Origin of the sequence: Bacillus sp. V3B (assembly GCF_024494465.1) — a bacterium.
Lineage (GTDB): Bacteria > Bacillota > Bacilli > Bacillales > Cytobacillaceae > Bacillus_BD.
Genome location: NZ_JAETXM010000009.1, coordinates 1 through 17,222, shown reverse-complemented (window position 1 = coordinate 17,222; position 17,222 = coordinate 1). Strand labels below are relative to the sequence as shown.

General features: G+C 37.3%; 17 protein-coding genes and 2 riboswitches. All 17 genes read left to right on the top strand.

The window, feature by feature from the left end:
- Positions 1–5 precede the first annotated feature (5 nt).
- Positions 6–1,790 (top strand): acyl-CoA dehydrogenase family protein, encoded by a 1,785-nt coding sequence (locus tag JMM81_RS11785; RefSeq protein ID WP_256241775.1) that lies wholly within the window; start codon positions 6–8, stop codon positions 1,788–1,790.
- A gap of 403 nt (positions 1,791–2,193) precedes the next feature.
- Positions 2,194–2,550: an arsenate reductase family protein gene (locus tag JMM81_RS11780; protein WP_256241774.1), complete on the top strand. Its 357-nt coding sequence runs from the start codon at positions 2,194–2,196 to the stop codon at positions 2,548–2,550.
- 207 nt (positions 2,551–2,757) lie between these two features.
- The gene (gene gcvH, locus JMM81_RS11775) at positions 2,758–3,141 is read left to right on the top strand and encodes a glycine cleavage system protein GcvH (protein WP_256241773.1); all 384 of its coding nucleotides are present in this window, start codon (positions 2,758–2,760) and stop codon (positions 3,139–3,141) included.
- Between the two features lie 47 nt (positions 3,142–3,188).
- A complete protein-coding gene (locus JMM81_RS11770) occupies positions 3,189–3,545 on the top strand; it encodes a toprim domain-containing protein (protein ID WP_256241772.1) in 357 nt (118 codons plus the stop codon).
- A 4-nt stretch (positions 3,546–3,549) separates the two neighbouring features.
- On the top strand, positions 3,550–3,861 hold the full coding sequence (locus JMM81_RS11765; RefSeq protein ID WP_256241771.1) for a thioredoxin family protein: 312 nt from the start codon (positions 3,550–3,552) through the stop codon (positions 3,859–3,861).
- A gap of 222 nt (positions 3,862–4,083) precedes the next feature.
- Positions 4,084–4,431: a hypothetical protein gene (locus JMM81_RS11760; RefSeq protein ID WP_256241770.1), complete on the top strand. Its 348-nt coding sequence runs from the start codon at positions 4,084–4,086 to the stop codon at positions 4,429–4,431.
- Between the two features lie 73 nt (positions 4,432–4,504).
- Positions 4,505–4,604: riboswitch (SAM riboswitch) on the top strand.
- Between the two features lie 198 nt (positions 4,605–4,802).
- Entirely contained in the window at positions 4,803–6,107 is a 1,305-nt protein-coding gene (locus JMM81_RS11755) for an O-acetylhomoserine aminocarboxypropyltransferase/cysteine synthase family protein (RefSeq protein ID WP_256241769.1), read from the top strand.
- A gap of 184 nt (positions 6,108–6,291) precedes the next feature.
- A riboswitch (SAM riboswitch) is annotated at positions 6,292–6,401 on the top strand.
- A gap of 128 nt (positions 6,402–6,529) precedes the next feature.
- The gene (locus tag JMM81_RS11750; RefSeq protein ID WP_256241873.1) at positions 6,530–7,555 is read left to right on the top strand and encodes a methionine ABC transporter ATP-binding protein; all 1,026 of its coding nucleotides are present in this window, start codon (positions 6,530–6,532) and stop codon (positions 7,553–7,555) included.
- Positions 7,548–8,216, top strand: coding sequence for a methionine ABC transporter permease (locus JMM81_RS11745; RefSeq protein WP_256241768.1), 669 nt, complete (start codon positions 7,548–7,550; stop codon positions 8,214–8,216). Before JMM81_RS11750 ends, JMM81_RS11745 begins: the two co-directional genes overlap by 8 nt.
- A gap of 12 nt (positions 8,217–8,228) precedes the next feature.
- Entirely contained in the window at positions 8,229–9,041 is an 813-nt protein-coding gene (locus JMM81_RS11740) for a MetQ/NlpA family ABC transporter substrate-binding protein (RefSeq protein WP_256241767.1), read from the top strand.
- Between the two features lie 502 nt (positions 9,042–9,543).
- Positions 9,544–10,329: a Fe-S cluster assembly ATPase SufC gene (gene sufC, locus JMM81_RS11735; protein WP_256241766.1), complete on the top strand. Its 786-nt coding sequence runs from the start codon at positions 9,544–9,546 to the stop codon at positions 10,327–10,329.
- 18 nt (positions 10,330–10,347) lie between these two features.
- Positions 10,348–11,658: a Fe-S cluster assembly protein SufD gene (sufD, locus tag JMM81_RS11730; RefSeq protein ID WP_256241872.1), complete on the top strand. Its 1,311-nt coding sequence runs from the start codon at positions 10,348–10,350 to the stop codon at positions 11,656–11,658.
- A complete protein-coding gene (locus JMM81_RS11725) occupies positions 11,658–12,887 on the top strand; it encodes a cysteine desulfurase (RefSeq protein WP_256241765.1) in 1,230 nt (409 codons plus the stop codon). Before sufD ends, JMM81_RS11725 begins: the two co-directional genes overlap by 1 nt.
- Positions 12,877–13,320: a Fe-S cluster assembly sulfur transfer protein SufU gene (sufU, locus tag JMM81_RS11720; RefSeq protein WP_256241764.1), complete on the top strand. Its 444-nt coding sequence runs from the start codon at positions 12,877–12,879 to the stop codon at positions 13,318–13,320. Before JMM81_RS11725 ends, sufU begins: the two co-directional genes overlap by 11 nt.
- 97 nt (positions 13,321–13,417) lie before the next feature.
- On the top strand, positions 13,418–14,815 hold the full coding sequence (gene sufB / locus JMM81_RS11715; protein ID WP_256241763.1) for a Fe-S cluster assembly protein SufB: 1,398 nt from the start codon (positions 13,418–13,420) through the stop codon (positions 14,813–14,815).
- Between the two features lie 244 nt (positions 14,816–15,059).
- Complete coding sequence (locus JMM81_RS11710) at positions 15,060–15,881, top strand: sulfite exporter TauE/SafE family protein (protein ID WP_256241762.1); 822 nt, start codon at positions 15,060–15,062, stop codon at positions 15,879–15,881.
- A gap of 296 nt (positions 15,882–16,177) precedes the next feature.
- A partial coding sequence (tnpB, locus tag JMM81_RS11705) for an IS200/IS605 family element RNA-guided endonuclease TnpB (protein ID WP_256241761.1) occupies positions 16,178–17,222 on the top strand: 1,045 nt, incomplete at its 3' end.

Here is a 17,222-nt window from a genome sequence, read left to right as displayed (position 1 = left end):
AAGAAATGTCCAATCAAACGAATTCAGTTACGAAGGGTGGAAGTTTTTTAGTTGATGATGTTTCTTGTAAACAGGTGTTTACTCCAGAAGATTATAGTGCCGAACATAAAATGATCGCCAAAACGACGGAAGAGTTTGTCATAAATCGAGTCCTTCCTGAAGTAGAATATTTAGAAAATCAAGAATTTGAACGCTCTGTAAAACTTTTAAAAGAAGCAGGCGAGCTAGGACTACTAGGTGCAGATGTTCCAGAGGAATACGGTGGACTAGGGCTTGATAAAGTGAGCTCTGCTCTTATTACGGAAAAAATGTCCCGTGCAGGCGGTTTTTCCATTACACATGGAGCACATGTCGGGATCGGTACCCTTCCCATTGTTTTGTTCGGAAATGAGGTGCAAAAGCAAAAATATTTGCCTGAACTCGCAACAGGAGAAAAAATTGCTGCGTATGCATTAACAGAACCTAGCTCTGGTTCTGATGCACTTGGTGCCAAAACAATAGCAACGCTAAATGAGGAAGGGACACATTATATTTTAAACGGTGAGAAACAATGGATTACCAATTCTGCCTTTGCAGATGTCTTTATTGTGTACGCCAAAATTGATGGGCAGCATTTTTCGGCTTTTATTGTGGAAAGAGAATTTCCTGGTGTTTCAACCGGAGTGGAAGAAAAGAAAATGGGAATTAAAAGTTCATCAACAAGGACACTTATTTTTCAAGATGCAGAGATTCCAAAAGAAAATCTTCTTGGTGAATATGGGAGAGGCCATGTTATTGCGTTTAATATATTGAATATAGGCCGATATAAATTAGGAATTGGGGCAGTTGGAGCTTGTAAGCGGGCGTTTGAGGTAACTGTTCAATATGCGAATCAGCGTCAACAGTTTAAAACACCTATATCCCAGTTCAATTTAACAAAAGAAAAGCTCGCGACAATGGCAGCCAAATTATATGCAGCTGAAAGTTCTGTTTATCGGACAGTCGGATTGTTTGAAGACCGAATGAACAAGCTATCTACGGAGGAAGTGAATGATGGAAAAGAGGTAGCCTCATCCATTGCTGAATATGCCATTGAATGTTCATTAAATAAATTTTTCATTACAGAAGTACTTGATTATATTGTTGATGAAGGCGTTCAACTTCACGGTGGATATGGGTTTATGGCCGAGTATGAAATCGAGCGAATGTACCGTGATTCGAGGATTAATCGTATTTTTGAAGGAACAAATGAGATTAATCGTTTATTAGTTCCAGCTACTTTTTTGCGTAAAGCAATGAAAGGCGAACTTCCTCTTTTGCAAAAAGCCCAAGCGTTACAGGGAGATTTAATGATGTTTATGCCACAAGAGCCAGGGGATGAACCGTTGGCACAGGAAAAATATTTAGTTGGAAATGCCAAGAAAATCGGACTTCTAGCTATAGGGTTGACTGCACAAAAGTATGGAAAATTAATAGAGCAAGAGCAGGAAATATTAGTAAATATTGCAGATATTATTTCGAATGTCTATGCTATGGAATCTGTTGTTCTACGAACCGAAAAAGCGGTATCAAGACTAGGGATCGAAAAGAGTAAACAAAAACTATTATATACACAAATTTTTTGCCAAGAAGCTTTTGGGGAAATTGAACAGGATGCAAAGGAAACACTCATTGCAGTTGAACAAGGTGATACGCTTCGTATTATGTTGTCTGCTCTTCGCAAGTTTACCCGATATACACCAATAAACATTATTGCAAAAAAACGAGAAGCATCATTGAAACTGATTGATACAGAACGTTTTACTGTCTAAGAAATAATGGCTGACTCAAAAGGAGTTTGACTACCACGAACTTAGAGTTGTATGAAGTGAATTGATACTACACTTGACTTTGTGGAGTCGAACAATGCTCATTTTCAGTCAGCCCCTTCTTTCATAATGACTGTGTTAATCAGGATTATCTGCAAAATGGCCCTTTGGTGTATGCATAAGTAACATAATGATTGCAAACGCACAAAAGGCTTTTAAAGCATCAATCCTGTTGTTTAACAACGTCTACATAGATAAAGGAATTGTTTATTATTTTCTTTCATAGGAAGGATATCTTTGATAATAGTCGAATAATATAATGTAGTTGAGTAAGAGCCTTTCGATTTTGTAGCATAATATGTTAGAATGCTATTGAAGTTGGACAAGCTAATAATGAGGTGATGAGTTGGCGTTGACTTTTTATTGGTATCCTAAATGCGGGACCTGCCGAAAAGCAAAAAAGTGGCTTGAAGACCACGAATTATCGTATGATGAAGTACATATTGTAGAAAACCCACCGTCTCGAACTGAGCTAGAAGACCTGTACAAAAACAGTGGTCTTGAGATTAAGAAATTTTTTAACACAAGTGGTCAGAGATATCGAGATCTTGGTTTGAAAGATCGCATAAAGGATGCGACAGATGAAGAGTTACTCGGTTTATTGGCCTCAGACGGGATGTTGATCAAGCGTCCAATTGTAACGGATTCTAAAAGAGTAACAGTTGGTTTTAAGGAAGAAGCTTTTGAGAACACGTGGGTATAAGGCACAAGAACAAAACAATTTAAAGGGATGAAAATATCTTTAAATTTGGCTTTGTTAAACAATATTGTTGATGCTTTAAATGCCTTTGGTATACGCGTCCATTAAGTGATTCCATGGAATAAAAATACATGAACGCATACACCAAAGGCAAATTTTCAACATGAATCATTAACATAGCCTTAATTTTAAAAATTTGGAGGGATAAGAATGAGTACACCAAAAGAATTACGTTATTCTGAAGAACATGAGTGGGTAAAAGTAGAAGGGGATAAAGTGCGCGTTGGGATTACAGATTTTGCTCAACATGAACTTGGCGATATCGTTTTCGTTGAACTACCGGAAGTAGGAGACGAATTAAAAGCGGATGAACCATTTGGTAGTGTTGAATCAGTAAAAACTGTGTCTGAATTATACGCCCCAATCAGTGGTAAAATTGTAGAAGTCAATGAAGACTTGAATGACGATCCACAATTTGTTAACGAATCTCCTTATGAGAAAGCATGGATGGTAGTTGTTGAACCAGCTGATCAATCAGAATTCGATAAATTAATGTCTGCTGAACAATATGAAGAAATGACGAAAGAAGATTAAGTTTGATTAGAAAGCGCCTATAGGCGCTTTCTGTGTTTAAGGGAGGGATGGAAATTTTAGATCAAGAGAAGGTTATCATAGTCGAGGGGACTTCGGATAAGAGAAAAGTGAAGACGATTGTGAAAGAACCGATTGATATTATTTGTACTAACGGAACGATTAGTATCACGCGCTTGGATGAATGGATCGATACTTTATTTGATAAAGATGTCTATATTTTAGTCGATACGGATGAATCTGGAGAGAAACTACGAAAGCAATTAAAAAGAGAATTTCCTCTAGCAACACATCTTTATATTGATAAAATGTACCGAGAAGTAGCGAGTGCGCCGAAGTATCATTTAGCCACCATTTTACTCGGGGCTGATATTGAAATTTATACCGAATATTTAGATAGAGGGTAAGAAAATGAGTGATTGGAATAGAGAGGAATTAGAACATTTTATTGATCAAAAAGAATCAGGCTTCATCTACCTATATACACCTTTTTGCGGAACATGCCAAGTGTCAGGGAAAATGTTAACAATTGTAGAAGAGCTTCTACCGAACATAACGGTTGGAAGAATCAATTTAAATTACATGCGTGATTTAGCAGAAGAGTGGGCTGTTGAAAGTGTCCCATGTTTAGTTTTTCTAGACAATGGAAGGATAACAGACAAACTTTATGCTTTTCAATCAGTACCTTATTTAGTCGAAAAAATAAAATCAACCTTAAATTGATGGGAGTAAAGCGAAAATGCTTATACTCTTTTTTTTGTCTTCTCAACTTGATAGCGGCAACACCCTACTTCATGACATATTTCTCAGGAAATAACGACAATACTTAACTATAATTGTTGCTTTTTGAAGGATTAAGAGGAAAGTATTTGTATTCCTAAGGTAGGAATCCTCCGCCTTATAAGTGAATATATATAAATAGGGAAATGAGGATGGGGGCTTTACATGGTTAAGCTAATAAAATTATGGGTTATGGAAATTAATCGCAAAAAGAATCTTCAGTTACTGATGAGAGAACTTTGTTTTTCATTCTATATTAAAATTGAAAAGAGCGATATTCTCTTAAAAATTGAGAATGGACATATTTTGTTAGATGAAAAAGCAACGAATGAATGTGCTGCAAAAGTAATAGAAGGAAAAGAGGAATTGTTTCTTTCTATCCTATTAGGGGAACAAAAGCTAAGGGAAGCAGTGAAAAAACGAGAGTTATCGACGACATGTTCATACCGAGAACTTCTTCTCCTAGAATCTCTATTTTATTTAGCAAAACCAAATTTGTTTATGAAAAGTTAACACATAAATGTCATAAATGAAATGGATACCTATTTCAACAATATGGTAAAATTAGACTAGTGAATTGAATAGGTTCTTATCAAGAGCGGTGGAGGGACTGGCCCGAAGAAGCCCAGCAACCGAGGAAACACGGTGCTAAATCCAGCAGAGTGAATAGCTCTGACAGATAAGAAGAGACGACAAATCCCCTTCTTTCTGTAAAGAAGGCTTTTTTTGTTTCTTCTACTAAAAATAAGGCTGTGTTAATGGTTATTGTTTAACGATGGCCTTTGGTGTATGTGGCCATGCGTTTTATTCTGTCGCGTACACCAAAGGCTTTTAAATTATAAGTATTACTGTTTAACAAAGCCAAAAATAAAGGAGAGATAAGGATGTCAGAAAAAGAAAAAAACTATCGAATTGAAACGTTAGGTGTCCATGGTGGACTACAACCAGATCCTGTCACAGGTGCAAGAGCAGTACCAATTTATCAAAACAATGCCTATCAATTTAAAAACACAGAACATGCTGCAAATTTATTTGGATTGGCTGAACCTGGCTATATTTATACGCGTATTCATAACCCTACTACAACCGTATTTGAAGAAAGAGTTGCTTTATTAGAAGGTGGGGTAGGAGCACTTGCTGTTTCAAGTGGGATGGCTGCAATTACCCTTGCTATTTTAAATATTGCTGAAGCAGGTGATGAAATTGTTGCTGCTTCTAATTTATATGGAGGTACTTATAATCTATTCGCTGTAACTCTTCCAAAATACGGAATCAATGTTAAATTTATTGATCCTGTTGATCCGGAAAATTTCCGTTCAGCGATCACAGATAAAACAAAGGCTATTTTTGCTGAAACGATTGGAAATCCAAGTTTGAAGGTTCTTGATATAGAAAAAGTAGCAAGTATTGCTCACGCTTCAGGGGTTCCACTTATTATCGACAATACATTTGCTACACCATATCTTTGTCGTCCAATCGAATTTGGAGCAGATATTGTTGTGCATTCAGCAACGAAATGGTTGCTTGGTAATGGGACAAGCACAGGCGGTATCATCGTTGATGGTGGTGAATTTGATTGGAATTCATCAAAATTCCCTGGGTTCACAGAGCCGGATGCTAGTTATCATGACCTTGTTTATAGTGAAGCGTTAGGTGCTGCTGCTTATATCGTAAAGGCTCGTGTCCAACTATTACGTGATTTAGGTCCTGCATTAAGTCCACAAAATGCTTTCCAATTTGTACTAGGCCTTGAAACATTACATGTTAGAATGAAGGAACATGTGGCAAACGCTGTGAAAGTAGTCCAGTATTTAGAGAAACATCAGGCTGTCGAGTGGGTTCTATATCCTGGAAGTGAAAAGAATCCAGATAAAGTGTTAGTGAATAAGTATTTACCAAAAGGTGCAGGTTCCATGATTGTGTTTGGTATAAAAGGTGGAAGAGAAGCTGGAGCAAAGTTGATTGATAATATTGAACTATGGGCACATGTGGCCAACGTTGGCGATGCAAAAAGTTTGATCATTCATCCTGCCAGTACAACTCATCAACAATTGGATGCAGAAGGCTTGAAAGCTGCAGGTGTTGGAGAAGATTTAATTAGACTTTCAGTTGGAATTGAAAATGTTGAAGATTTAATTGAGGACTTAGAACAAGCCATTCATAAAGCAACAGGAGTGGCCTCACTTTAGGATAAATTTCTATTATAATAGGAAGAAATTAGTATTATTTTATTATATTAAAATATGAATTGTATCGTTGACACGTTTTACTGTCCATGTTACGATATCAATCGTAATTATCATACAATAATATTATGACTTTTAGAATTGAAATGTTAGGTATTCTTCTATTAAATTGAATAAATATTTTTTACTCTTATCAAGAGAGGTGGAGGGATGTGCCCGATGAAACCCGGCAACCGTCAATAATCAATTGACACGGTGCCAATTCACACAAAGCTTATGAGCTTTGACAGATGAGAGAAAGGCTTGCTAATCATTATGCCTTTCTGCTCATATGCGGAAAGGCATTTATTTTTATGAAAAAAATAAACTTGCAGGTTCTAGAAGTAGATTCTTAAATGGATAGTAAAGAGGGTGAACGTATCACGATGATTACAATCAAGAATGTGAAAAAGATATTTTCTACCAAGAAGGGTGAAGTAACAGCCGTCACGGATGTAAACCTTGAAGTAACAGGTGGAGAAATATTTGGCGTTATCGGATACAGTGGTGCAGGGAAAAGTACATTGATTAGGATGTTAAATGGACTTGAAATCCCAACAGATGGTTCGGTGACCGTGGCTCATAAACAAGTGTCGCATATAAAAGGGGCGGAGTTAAGAGAAGCGCGTCAAGAAATTAGTATGATCTTCCAACATTTTAACTTGTTATGGTCAAGAACCGTGAGGGATAATATTGCTTTTCCTCTTGAAATTGCAGGTGTACCGAAAAAACAGAGAATGAAAAGAGTGGACGAGCTTATTCAGTTGGTTGGACTTCAAGGAAGAGAAGATGCCTATCCCGCACAGCTCAGTGGGGGTCAAAAGCAACGGGTTGGGATTGCTAGAGCTCTTGCCAATAATCCGAAGGTTTTATTATGTGATGAAGCAACTTCAGCGCTTGATCCACAAACAACTGATTCCATTTTAGAACTTCTAGTTGATATCAATAAAAGACTAGGATTAACAATCGTATTAATTACACATGAAATGCATGTAATTCGCAAGATTTGTCATCGTGTTGCTGTCATGGAGGGCGGGGAAGTGGTCGAAATGGGTCCTGTTTTGGACGTGTTCAAAAATCCACAGCAGCCTATCACGAAACGATTTGTTCAACAAGTGACAGAACCCGAGGAAACAATCGAAACGATCGAACATTTACTTGGACTGTATCCGTCTGGTCAAGTAGTTCAGCTTTCCTTTGTCGGTGAAGGAGCGGAGAAGCCGCTAATGACGAATCTCATTCGAAACTATGATATTACGGTTAATATTCTTCAAGGGAAAATATCACAAACCCAAAATGGTGCATATGGGACGTTATTTATTCACCTTGATGGTGAAAACAGTGAAGTTTCAAAAGCAATTGAATTTATCCAAGCTCAGCAAGTGGGAGTGGAGGTGATTTCGAATGCTTAATCAATGGTTTCCGAATGTGAATTGGGAAAAAATGTGGGAAGCAACGAATGAGACCTTATATATGACAGGGATTTCCACGCTAGCTACTTTTATTTTTGGTATTATTCTAGGTTTACTGCTATTTCTTACAACTAAAGGAAATATGTGGCAAAACCATTTTACTAATAAAGTAATTAGTGCATTTGTGAACATATTTCGTTCAATTCCGTTTATCATACTAATTGTATTATTGATTCCGTTTACGAAATTTATATTTGGAACGATGATTGGTGAGAATGCTGCATTGCCTGCCTTAATTATCGGATCTGCCCCATTTTATGCCCGAATGGTTGAAATTGGGCTAAGGGAAATTGATAAAGGAGTTATCGAAGCAGCGAGATCAATGGGAGCAAAAACGAGCACAATTATTTGGAAAGTCCTAATACCAGAATCACTACCAGCACTTGTTTCTGGTATTACCGTTACAGCTATTTCGTTGGTTGGTTTTACAGCGATGGCTGGTGTTATTGGTGCGGGTGGACTTGGAAACTTAGCCTTCCTAGACGGTTTTCAACGTAATCGCTTTGATGTGACCTTAATGGCTACGATTATTGTTCTTATTATTGTATTTATCATCCAATTTATTGGAGATATTATAACCAACAAAATAGATAAAAGATAAGGAGTTGTCAAAATGAAAAAATGGTTATCACTATTATTTTCACTTTCATTCGTTCTTTTTCTGACTGCATGTGGCGGAGGATCAGACGATAATAAACTTGTCATAGGTGCAACGAATGTGCCCCATGCTGAAATTCTTGAAGAAGCCAAACCATTGTTAGAAGAAAAGGGTATTGAGCTAGAAATTGAAACATTTACAGATTATGTGCTTCCAAACCAAGCATTAGAATCCAAGGATCTTGATGCAAATTATTTCCAACATATTCAATACTTTGAAGGTCAAAAGAAAGATCATGAATATGATTTCGTCAACGCGGGCGGTATTCATTTTGAGCCAATTGGGATTTATTCGAAAAAATATAAAACATTAGATGAACTTCCAGATAAAGCAAAAGTTATTCTTAGTAGCTCTGTTGCTGACCATGGTCGTGTACTATCGCTCCTTGAAAAAGAAGGACTAATCACTTTAAAAGACGGAGTAGATAAAGAAAGTGCTACGATAGAGGATATTGCTGAAAATAAGAAGAACTTAGACTTTGATCCAAATTATGAAGCAAAGTTACTTCCTGAAATTTATGATAATGGCGAAGGTGATATTGTTATCATTAATTCAAACTATGCGATGGAGTATGGTATTAATCCGATTGAAGATTCAATTGCTCTTGAAGATACGGAGAATAATCCATATATAAATATCATTGCTGTTCGCAGTGAAGATGAAAGTAAAGAAGAAATCAAAACGCTTGTTGAGGTATTGCATTCAAAGGAGATTCAAGATTGGATTCTTGAAAAATATAATGGTGCTGTCGTTCCAGTCACTGAATAATGTTAGAAATGTAAAGCCATGGGTTTTTCCACTATTCGGTGGGAGGATCCATGGATTTTTCCATATTCTCTATTCAATCTTTTTTATCTAAACTTGTTAAAATCATAAATAAAAGTTAGTCTTGATTGGGAATAAAAAAAAGTAACTTTAGGTAATGGGCAGTTCAATAAGAAAAGTTGCTGATAAAAAGATATTTAGGATGACTACTGCCTGAGAGTACTTGGAAGGACAATATAAAGAAATACAATTGTGCTTGTTGCAGCATACTAAATGTGATTCGAGCTCGCACTTCAATATTCGTATGAAATAATTTATAAATACATTCTCAATACAGCACAGGGGGACTTTCTAAATGTTTTTGTTTGAAAAGCTCATTATTACTGCATAAGTGTTGCTAACATCTCTCATTTAGTATAAGATTGTAGTGAGAATAGAATGAGAATAAGAATAGCCGGTTTTAATACCGACAAGATACAAATTTTTTTTTGGAGGGTAAACAATTATGGCAGGATCTGTACTAACCGTAAAAGACTTACATGTCTCAATCGAAGATAAAGAAATTTTAAAAGGGGTTAACCTTGAGATTAAAGGTGGAGAAATCCATGCGATTATGGGACCAAATGGAACCGGAAAATCGACTTTATCTTCAGCAATTATGGGGCATCCAAAATATACAGTAACACAAGGTAGCATCACATTGGACGGTAAAAACGTACTTGAAATGGAAGTGGATGAACGTGCTCGTGCAGGCCTTTTTCTTGCGATGCAATATCCAAGTGAAATTAGTGGGGTAACGAACGCTGACTTTTTACGTTCATCAATTAATAGCCGCCGTGAAGAAGGAAATGAAATCTCGTTGATGAAATTCATCCGTGAAATGGACAAAAAAATGGAACATCTTGAGATGGATCCAGATATGGCACAACGCTATTTAAATGAAGGTTTTTCAGGTGGAGAAAAGAAACGCAATGAAATCTTACAGTTAATGATGCTTCAACCGAAAATAGCTATTCTAGATGAAATTGATTCAGGACTTGATATTGATGCATTAAAAGTGGTTTCAAAAGGAATCAATGAAATGCGTGGAGAAGATTTCGGCTGCTTAATGATTACACACTATCAACGTCTTTTAAACTATATCACTCCTGACCAAGTGCACGTGATGATGCAGGGCCGAATTGTTAAATCTGGTGGTTCTGAACTTGCACAAAAATTAGAAGCAGAAGGATATGACTGGATTAAACAAGAGCTCGGAATTGAAGACGAAACAGTCGGTCAAGAAGCGTAAAGTTAGGAGGATTAGATGATGACAACAGAAATTAAAAAACCTTTTGAAAAAGAGTATATAAGCTCTTTTTCAAAAGAAATGGGCGAACCAGGCTGGTTAACGGATCTACGTATTCATGCGTTCGAAAAAGCCTCGGATCTTCCTTTACCAAAGGCAGATAAAACAAAGATTGATAAATGGAACTTTTCTCAAATAGAAAAGCATATTGTAAAAAGTGAAGATTTCTCTTCTTTTAATGATGTACCTGATGCAGTAAAAGAATTGATTAATGTAAAAGAAAATAATCAATCACTATATATTCAACGCAATAACCGTCCAACACTATTATCTGTTTCAAAGGAATTACAAGAAAGTGGAGCTGTTTTTACTGATATATTTACAGCAGCTCGTGAACATGGCGATTTACTACAAAAGTATTTTATGACGAATGCTGTCAAAGTGGATGAGCACAAACTAACTGCTTTACATGCGGCACTAATAAACGGGGGCTCTTTTTTATATGTTCCGAAGAATGTAGAACTGAAAGAGCCAATCCAAGCAGTATTTCTTCATGATGATGAAGAAACAAATATGTTTAACCATGTATTGATTGTAGCCGAAGAAAACAGTTCTGTTACGTATGTAGAAAATTATATTTCAACTGTTGAATCAACTGATAACGTTTTTAATATTGTGACAGAAGTCATCGCAAACGCGAATTCACGAGTGCAGTACGGGGCAGTGGATCATCTTGCTAAAGGAATTACGACATATGTGAACCGTCGTGGAATAACGGAGAAGGATGCTCGCATTGGCTGGTCACTTGGTTTAATGAACGATGGAGATACGGTATCAGAAAATACGACAAACCTAGTTGGTGATGGTTCTTCCGCAGATTCGAAAACGGTTGTGGTTGGACGTGGTGAGCAGAAACAAAACTTCACAACACAAATTGTCCACTTTGGAAAAAATACAACAGCTAATATTTTGAAACGTGGAGTTATGAAGGAAAGTGCCACATCTATCTTTAACGGAATTGGTAAAATCGAACATGGTGCATCGAAGTCAAATGCCGAACAAGAGTCACGTTTGTTAATGTTAAGTGAAAAGGCACGTGGGGATGCTAACCCTATTTTACTTATTGATGAGGACGATGTTGTAGCAGGGCATGCCGCGTCTGTTGGACGGGTAGATCCAGTGCAACTGTACTATTTAATGAGTCGTGGGATTTCGCAGAAAGAAGCAGAACGTCTTGTCATTCATGGATTCTTAGCACCTGTTGTGGACCAATTGCCGATAGAAGGGGTTAAAAAACAACTGGTTGACGTGATTGAAAGGAAAGTTAAGTGATGGATGCAAAAGAAATTCGCCAATTATTTCCTATATTAAATCAAGAAGTGAACGGAAATCCCTTAGTTTATCTTGATAGTGCTGCTACGTCACAAAAACCAGTTCAAGTGATCGAAGCGGTATCTGATTATTACCGTCAGATTAATTCAAATGTTCACCGTGGCGTACACACCCTTGGTACAAGAGCAACGGATGGATATGAAGGTGCACGTGAAAAAGTACGAAAATTCATTCATGCTAAATCGATTGAAGAAGTTATTTTTACAAGAGGAACGACAACGGCACTTAATATGGTTGCCTCTAGTTTCGGAACAGCGAACCTTCGTGAAGGTGATGAAATTATTATCACATACATGGAGCATCATAGTAATATAATACCATGGCAGCAAGTGGCTAAATCTACGGGAGCGACATTGAAGTATTTTCCTCTTCAAGAAGATGGTTCATTGTCATTAGAAGATGTGCGTGCGACCATTACGCCAAATACAAAAATTGTCGCTACTACGCTCGTTTCGAATGTTCTTGGTGTGATTAATCCCATTAAGGAAATTGCCAAAATTGCTCATGAAAACGGAGCAGTGATGGTCGTAGATGGTGCTCAAGGTGCTCCGCATTTGAATATTGATGTGCAAGATTTAGATTGTGATTTTCTTGGTTTTTCCGGTCATAAAATGTGCGGTCCAACTGGAATCGGCGTATTATATGGAAAAAAACATCTACTTGAAAACATGGAGCCTGTTGAATTTGGCGGTGAAATGATTGATTTTGTTGGTCTTTATGAATCAACATGGAAAGAGCTTCCGTGGAAATTTGAAGGTGGAACGCCTATTATTGCAGGTGCGATAGGTTTAGGTGCAGCTATTGATTTTTTACAAGAAATAGGATTAGACAACATTCTTGAACATGAGCATAAGCTAGCTGCTCATGCACTTGAAAGAATGTCTACCATTGAAGGAATGACGATTTACGGACCAAAAGAAGCAGAAAAACGTGCGGGGGTCGTCACATTTAATTTATCCGATGTCCATCCACATGATGTTGCAACTGTCCTTGATACAGAAGGGATTGCTGTTAGAGCGGGTCACCATTGTGCTCAACCATTAATGAAATGGCTAGATGTTTCTGCGACTGCTCGAGCAAGTTTCTATCTCTATAATTCAGAAGAGGATATTGATAAGCTTGTGGAAGGACTCGTGAAAACAAAGGAGTATTTCAGCGATGTCTTCTAATAATTTAGATACCCTTTATAGGCAAGTAATTATGGACCATTATAAAAATCCCCGAAATAGAGGGGTTATTGAAGATAATAGTTTAACAATTAACATGAATAACCCTACCTGTGGTGATCGTATTCAGCTTACCATGAAGGTGGAAAATGACTTGGTTGTTGATGCGAAATTTGAAGGTGAAGGTTGTTCGATTTCCATGTCATCGGCTTCTATGATGACACAGGTGATTAAAGGGAAACCGATTGACGAAGCTTTAAAGCTTGCCCATATGTTTTCGGATATGATGCAAGGAAAAGATATCGAAGTAGACGAAGACCTTGATCTCGGTGATATTGAAGCATTGCAAGGAGTATGTAAATTTCCAGCACGAATCAAGTGTGCAACACTTGCTTGGAAAGCGATGGAGAAGGCTCTTCATGAAGATGAAAAGTAAGTGCCAGTAACCATCCGGAATTTAGGAGTAAATCATTTGCTCTAGATTGAAATGAAAAGCGGAAGTAACTTTCGCGGACAGAGGGAGGAATACGACAATGGCAAAAAAGGCGCCAGAAATCGGTGATTATAAATATGGCTTTTCCGATAAAGACGTTTCCATTTTTCGATCTAAGCGTGGATTAACGAAGGAAATTGTCGAAGAAATTTCAAAAATGAAAGAAGAACCTCAGTGGATGCTCGATTTTCGTTTGAAATCTTTGGATACTTTTTATAGTAAGCCAATGCCACAATGGGGTGGGGATATGTCTTCACTCAATTTCGATGAAATTACGTACTACGTAAAACCATCTGAGAAATCCGAAAAATCCTGGGATGAAGTTCCGGATGAAATTAAACAAACATTTGATAAACTTGGTATTCCTGAAGCAGAACAAAAGTATTTAGCAGGTGTTTCTGCCCAGTATGAATCTGAAGTGGTTTATCACAACATGAAAGAAGACTTGGAAGACCTAGGAATCGTATTTAAAGATACGGACTCAGCACTTAGAGAAAATGAAGACATTTTCCGTGAGCACTTTGGAAAGGTCATCCCACCGGCAGATAATAAATTTTCAGCATTAAACTCTGCTGTATGGTCTGGTGGATCTTTCATCTATGTTCCTAAGGGTGTCAAGGTAGATACGCCGTTACAAGCGTATTTCCGGATTAATTCAGAGAATATGGGACAATTCGAACGTACTCTCATTATTGTAGACGAGGGAGCATCTGTGCATTATGTTGAAGGCTGTACGGCTCCTGTTTATACAACGAACTCGCTGCATAGTGCAGTAGTAGAGATTATTATTAAAAAAGATGCATATTGCCGCTATACAACGATTCAAAACTGGGCGAATAATGTATTCAACCTTGTAACAAAACGTGCTACGTGTGATGCAAATGCTACGATGGAATGGATTGATGGGAATATCGGTTCCAAATTAACGATGAAATATCCAGCGGTTATTTTGAAAGGTGAAGGTGCTCGTGGCCTAACACTTTCTATTGCAATCGCTGGTAAAGGACAGCATCAAGATGCAGGTGCAAAGATGATTCACTTAGCACCAAACACTTCTTCAACGATTGTTTCTAAATCGATTTCGAAACATGGTGGGAAAGTAACGTACCGTGGACAAGTGCATTTTGGTCGTAAAGCAGAGGGTGCACGTTCCAACATCGAGTGTGATACATTAATCATGGATAATCAATCAACATCAGATACGATTCCATATAATGAGATTTTGAATGATAATATCTCACTTGAACATGAAGCAAAAGTATCGAAAGTATCAGAAGAACAATTATTCTATCTAATGAGTCGTGGTGTTTCAGAACAAGAAGCCACTGAAATGATTGTTATGGGCTTTATTGAACCATTTACAAAAGAACTTCCAATGGAATATGCGGTAGAAATGAACCGTCTGATTAAGTTCGAAATGGAAGGCTCAATCGGATAATATTGATTCTGAAATAGCTCTACAAAACCGCTTGCCGAACTGGCAAGCGGTTTTTCTTTATTTATTCTAAAAAAATGATCATTTGAGAGCCATGATTATAATTGAAGATTCATTTTCTGTATATCCAGTTCCATTTTACTTTTGTAAATGAATTAGCTATCCTTAATACGTACAGATAACGGTTGGGTTGCTCATTTTCTATAGGGTTTAAGAGCGTAACCTCACCTACATAGAAGGTGAAGAAATGGAAATTATTATATTGTTAATTCTTGGTTTACTTGCAGGAACGATTGGAAGTCTCATTGGACTTGGTGGTGGTATTATTATTGTTCCTGCGTTGCTATTTTTGGGAGGATCTACTTCTCTTATTAGTGAAGTAACACCACAGATTGCTGCTGGAACCTCTTTGCTCGTCATTATTTTTGCAGGGCTTTCATCCACGATTGCCTATTATAAGCAAAAAACGGTGGATTACAAAAGTGGATTGATCCTTTTTATTGGGGGTGGTCCTGCGGGAATCCTGGGGGCATGGGTCAATAAACAACTGAATGTAGATACTTTTTCATTTTGGTTTGGCTTTTTTATGATTTTTATCTCGTTTGTGCTTATGTTTAAAGATAAATTTAAACCTTTAAAAAGGAATTTAAATAAGGGGGTTTGGAGTACATATACGGATTCATTTGGAAATGAACAAACATATGGATTTCAACCAATTACAGGAATTATAATTGCCTTTATCGTCGGTTTTTTAGGGGGACTTCTTGGAATTGGTGGTGGTTCCTTAATGGTACCTACTTTGATCCTGTTATTTCGGTTCCCAGTACATACCGCAGTTGCGACTTCCATGCTACTGTTGTTTTTAACTTCGACAACGAGTTCAATTGCCTATATTTATATGGGTAATGTCAATTGGATATTTGGACTAGCACTTATTCCAGGAGCATGGCTTGGCGGGAAAATAGGACCGAAAATTAATCAGAAATTACCTAGTAAGACAGTTGTTATCCTTTTGCGAATCGTGTTAATCATTGTCGGTGTGCAATTGATCTATGAGGGGCTTTTTTAAAGGAGTTTTTTGATCATTTATCTAAAATAGACGAGAATACCCCTTCCTCAAGGAATGTGAAGGGAGTTAGCCCAATGAGTAGGGAGGGGATGAATCGCCTTCGGACAAGGGATGGCTTTCTTGCCATCTCGATTGTCCGACTGTTCGAGAGCACATATTCTGCTTAACTTGAAAAAAATCATCATATGAGTTCCAAATCACCCTTTGTTAATTCTCTTGTAAAAACAAGAACAAACGTTTGAATAATATTCATAAAAATGGTAAAATAGAAGCAGGGAACAAGGAGGTGTCAACGTATGTTGGTGAACAAATCCTATCAGTTTCGTATGTATCCTAACCAAAAACAAGCAGGGCTCATGAATAAGACCATTGGTTGTTCTCGTTTTGTATTTAACTTCTTTCTTGGCAAACAAAAAGAAAAAGACGCTTATTGGTCGATCGTAGAAGAAATGAAACAGAATGGTCAGCTTCCCATGAATCATTGGAAAGGCAAATGCTTAAATAAATATGAAACCGTTAAATCACTTCCTGAACTGAAGCAGCATTATCCCTTTTTAAAAGAAGTAGATAGTATTGCTTTGCAAAAGTCTGTTGAAAATCTAAGTGACGTCTATGAGCGATATGACAAAAAGCAAAACAAACAACCCCATTTTAAGTCTAAAAAGAATCAGGTTCAGTCTTACACAACCAAGCATACGAATGGAAATATTGCGGTAGTCGATCATTATATAAAACTACCCAAATTAGGACTTGTTCGTTTTGCCAAAAGTCGTGAAGTAGAAGGACGAATTTTGAGTGCTACCATCAGACGTAATCCTTCTGGAAAATATTTTGTTTCTTTAGGAACGGAGACAGAAGTCGTAGAATTACCTAAAACCAATTCGGCTGTCGGCATTGATGTAGGTGTCAAAGATTTTGCGATTCTTTCAGATGGAACACCCCCTTATAAAAACCCAAAATTTTTCCGCGCCTTAGAAGAAAAGTTAGCCAAAGCCGGGCGAATCATGAGTAGACGAACCATAGGCGGTGCGAACTGGTACAAAGCCAAACGTAAAGTGGCTCGTATTCATGAAAAGATTGCCCATACACGTAAAGATTACTTGGATAAAATCTCTACCGAAATTGTCAAAAACCACGACATCATCGGAATGGAGGATTTGTCAGTATCTAATATGTTAAAGAATCACAACCTTGCAAAAGCCATCAGTGAAGTATCTTGGTCACAATTCAAAACCATGATTAAATACAAGGCAAAATGGTATGGAAAACAAGTCGTTACAGTAGCGAAAAACTTTCCTTCTAGTCAACTATGTTCTTGTTGTGGCTATCAAAACAAAGACG

What these genes read in the sequence shown, in the direction of transcription:
- JMM81_RS11770 (WP_256241772.1), top strand. Translation starts at nt 3,189, where the DNA reads ATGGAAATTTTAGATCAAGAGAAGGTTATCATAGTCGAGGGGACTTCG.
- JMM81_RS11785 (WP_256241775.1), top strand. Translation starts at nt 6, where the DNA reads ATGTCCAATCAAACGAATTCAGTTACGAAGGGTGGAAGTTTTTTAGTT.
- JMM81_RS11725 (WP_256241765.1), top strand. Translation starts at nt 11,658, where the DNA reads ATGGATGCAAAAGAAATTCGCCAATTATTTCCTATATTAAATCAAGAA.
- JMM81_RS11750 (WP_256241873.1), top strand. Translation starts at nt 6,530, where the DNA reads ATGATTACAATCAAGAATGTGAAAAAGATATTTTCTACCAAGAAGGGT.
- sufC (WP_256241766.1), top strand. Translation starts at nt 9,544, where the DNA reads ATGGCAGGATCTGTACTAACCGTAAAAGACTTACATGTCTCAATCGAA.
- JMM81_RS11755 (WP_256241769.1), top strand. Translation starts at nt 4,803, where the DNA reads ATGTCAGAAAAAGAAAAAAACTATCGAATTGAAACGTTAGGTGTCCAT.
- JMM81_RS11760 (WP_256241770.1), top strand. Translation starts at nt 4,084, where the DNA reads ATGGTTAAGCTAATAAAATTATGGGTTATGGAAATTAATCGCAAAAAG.
- JMM81_RS11765 (WP_256241771.1), top strand. Translation starts at nt 3,550, where the DNA reads ATGAGTGATTGGAATAGAGAGGAATTAGAACATTTTATTGATCAAAAA.
- sufB (WP_256241763.1), top strand. Translation starts at nt 13,418, where the DNA reads ATGGCAAAAAAGGCGCCAGAAATCGGTGATTATAAATATGGCTTTTCC.
- JMM81_RS11745 (WP_256241768.1), top strand. Translation starts at nt 7,548, where the DNA reads ATGCTTAATCAATGGTTTCCGAATGTGAATTGGGAAAAAATGTGGGAA.
- JMM81_RS11740 (WP_256241767.1), top strand. Translation starts at nt 8,229, where the DNA reads ATGAAAAAATGGTTATCACTATTATTTTCACTTTCATTCGTTCTTTTT.
- JMM81_RS11710 (WP_256241762.1), top strand. Translation starts at nt 15,060, where the DNA reads ATGGAAATTATTATATTGTTAATTCTTGGTTTACTTGCAGGAACGATT.
- sufU (WP_256241764.1), top strand. Translation starts at nt 12,877, where the DNA reads ATGTCTTCTAATAATTTAGATACCCTTTATAGGCAAGTAATTATGGAC.
- sufD (WP_256241872.1), top strand. Translation starts at nt 10,348, where the DNA reads ATGACAACAGAAATTAAAAAACCTTTTGAAAAAGAGTATATAAGCTCT.
- gcvH (WP_256241773.1), top strand. Translation starts at nt 2,758, where the DNA reads ATGAGTACACCAAAAGAATTACGTTATTCTGAAGAACATGAGTGGGTA.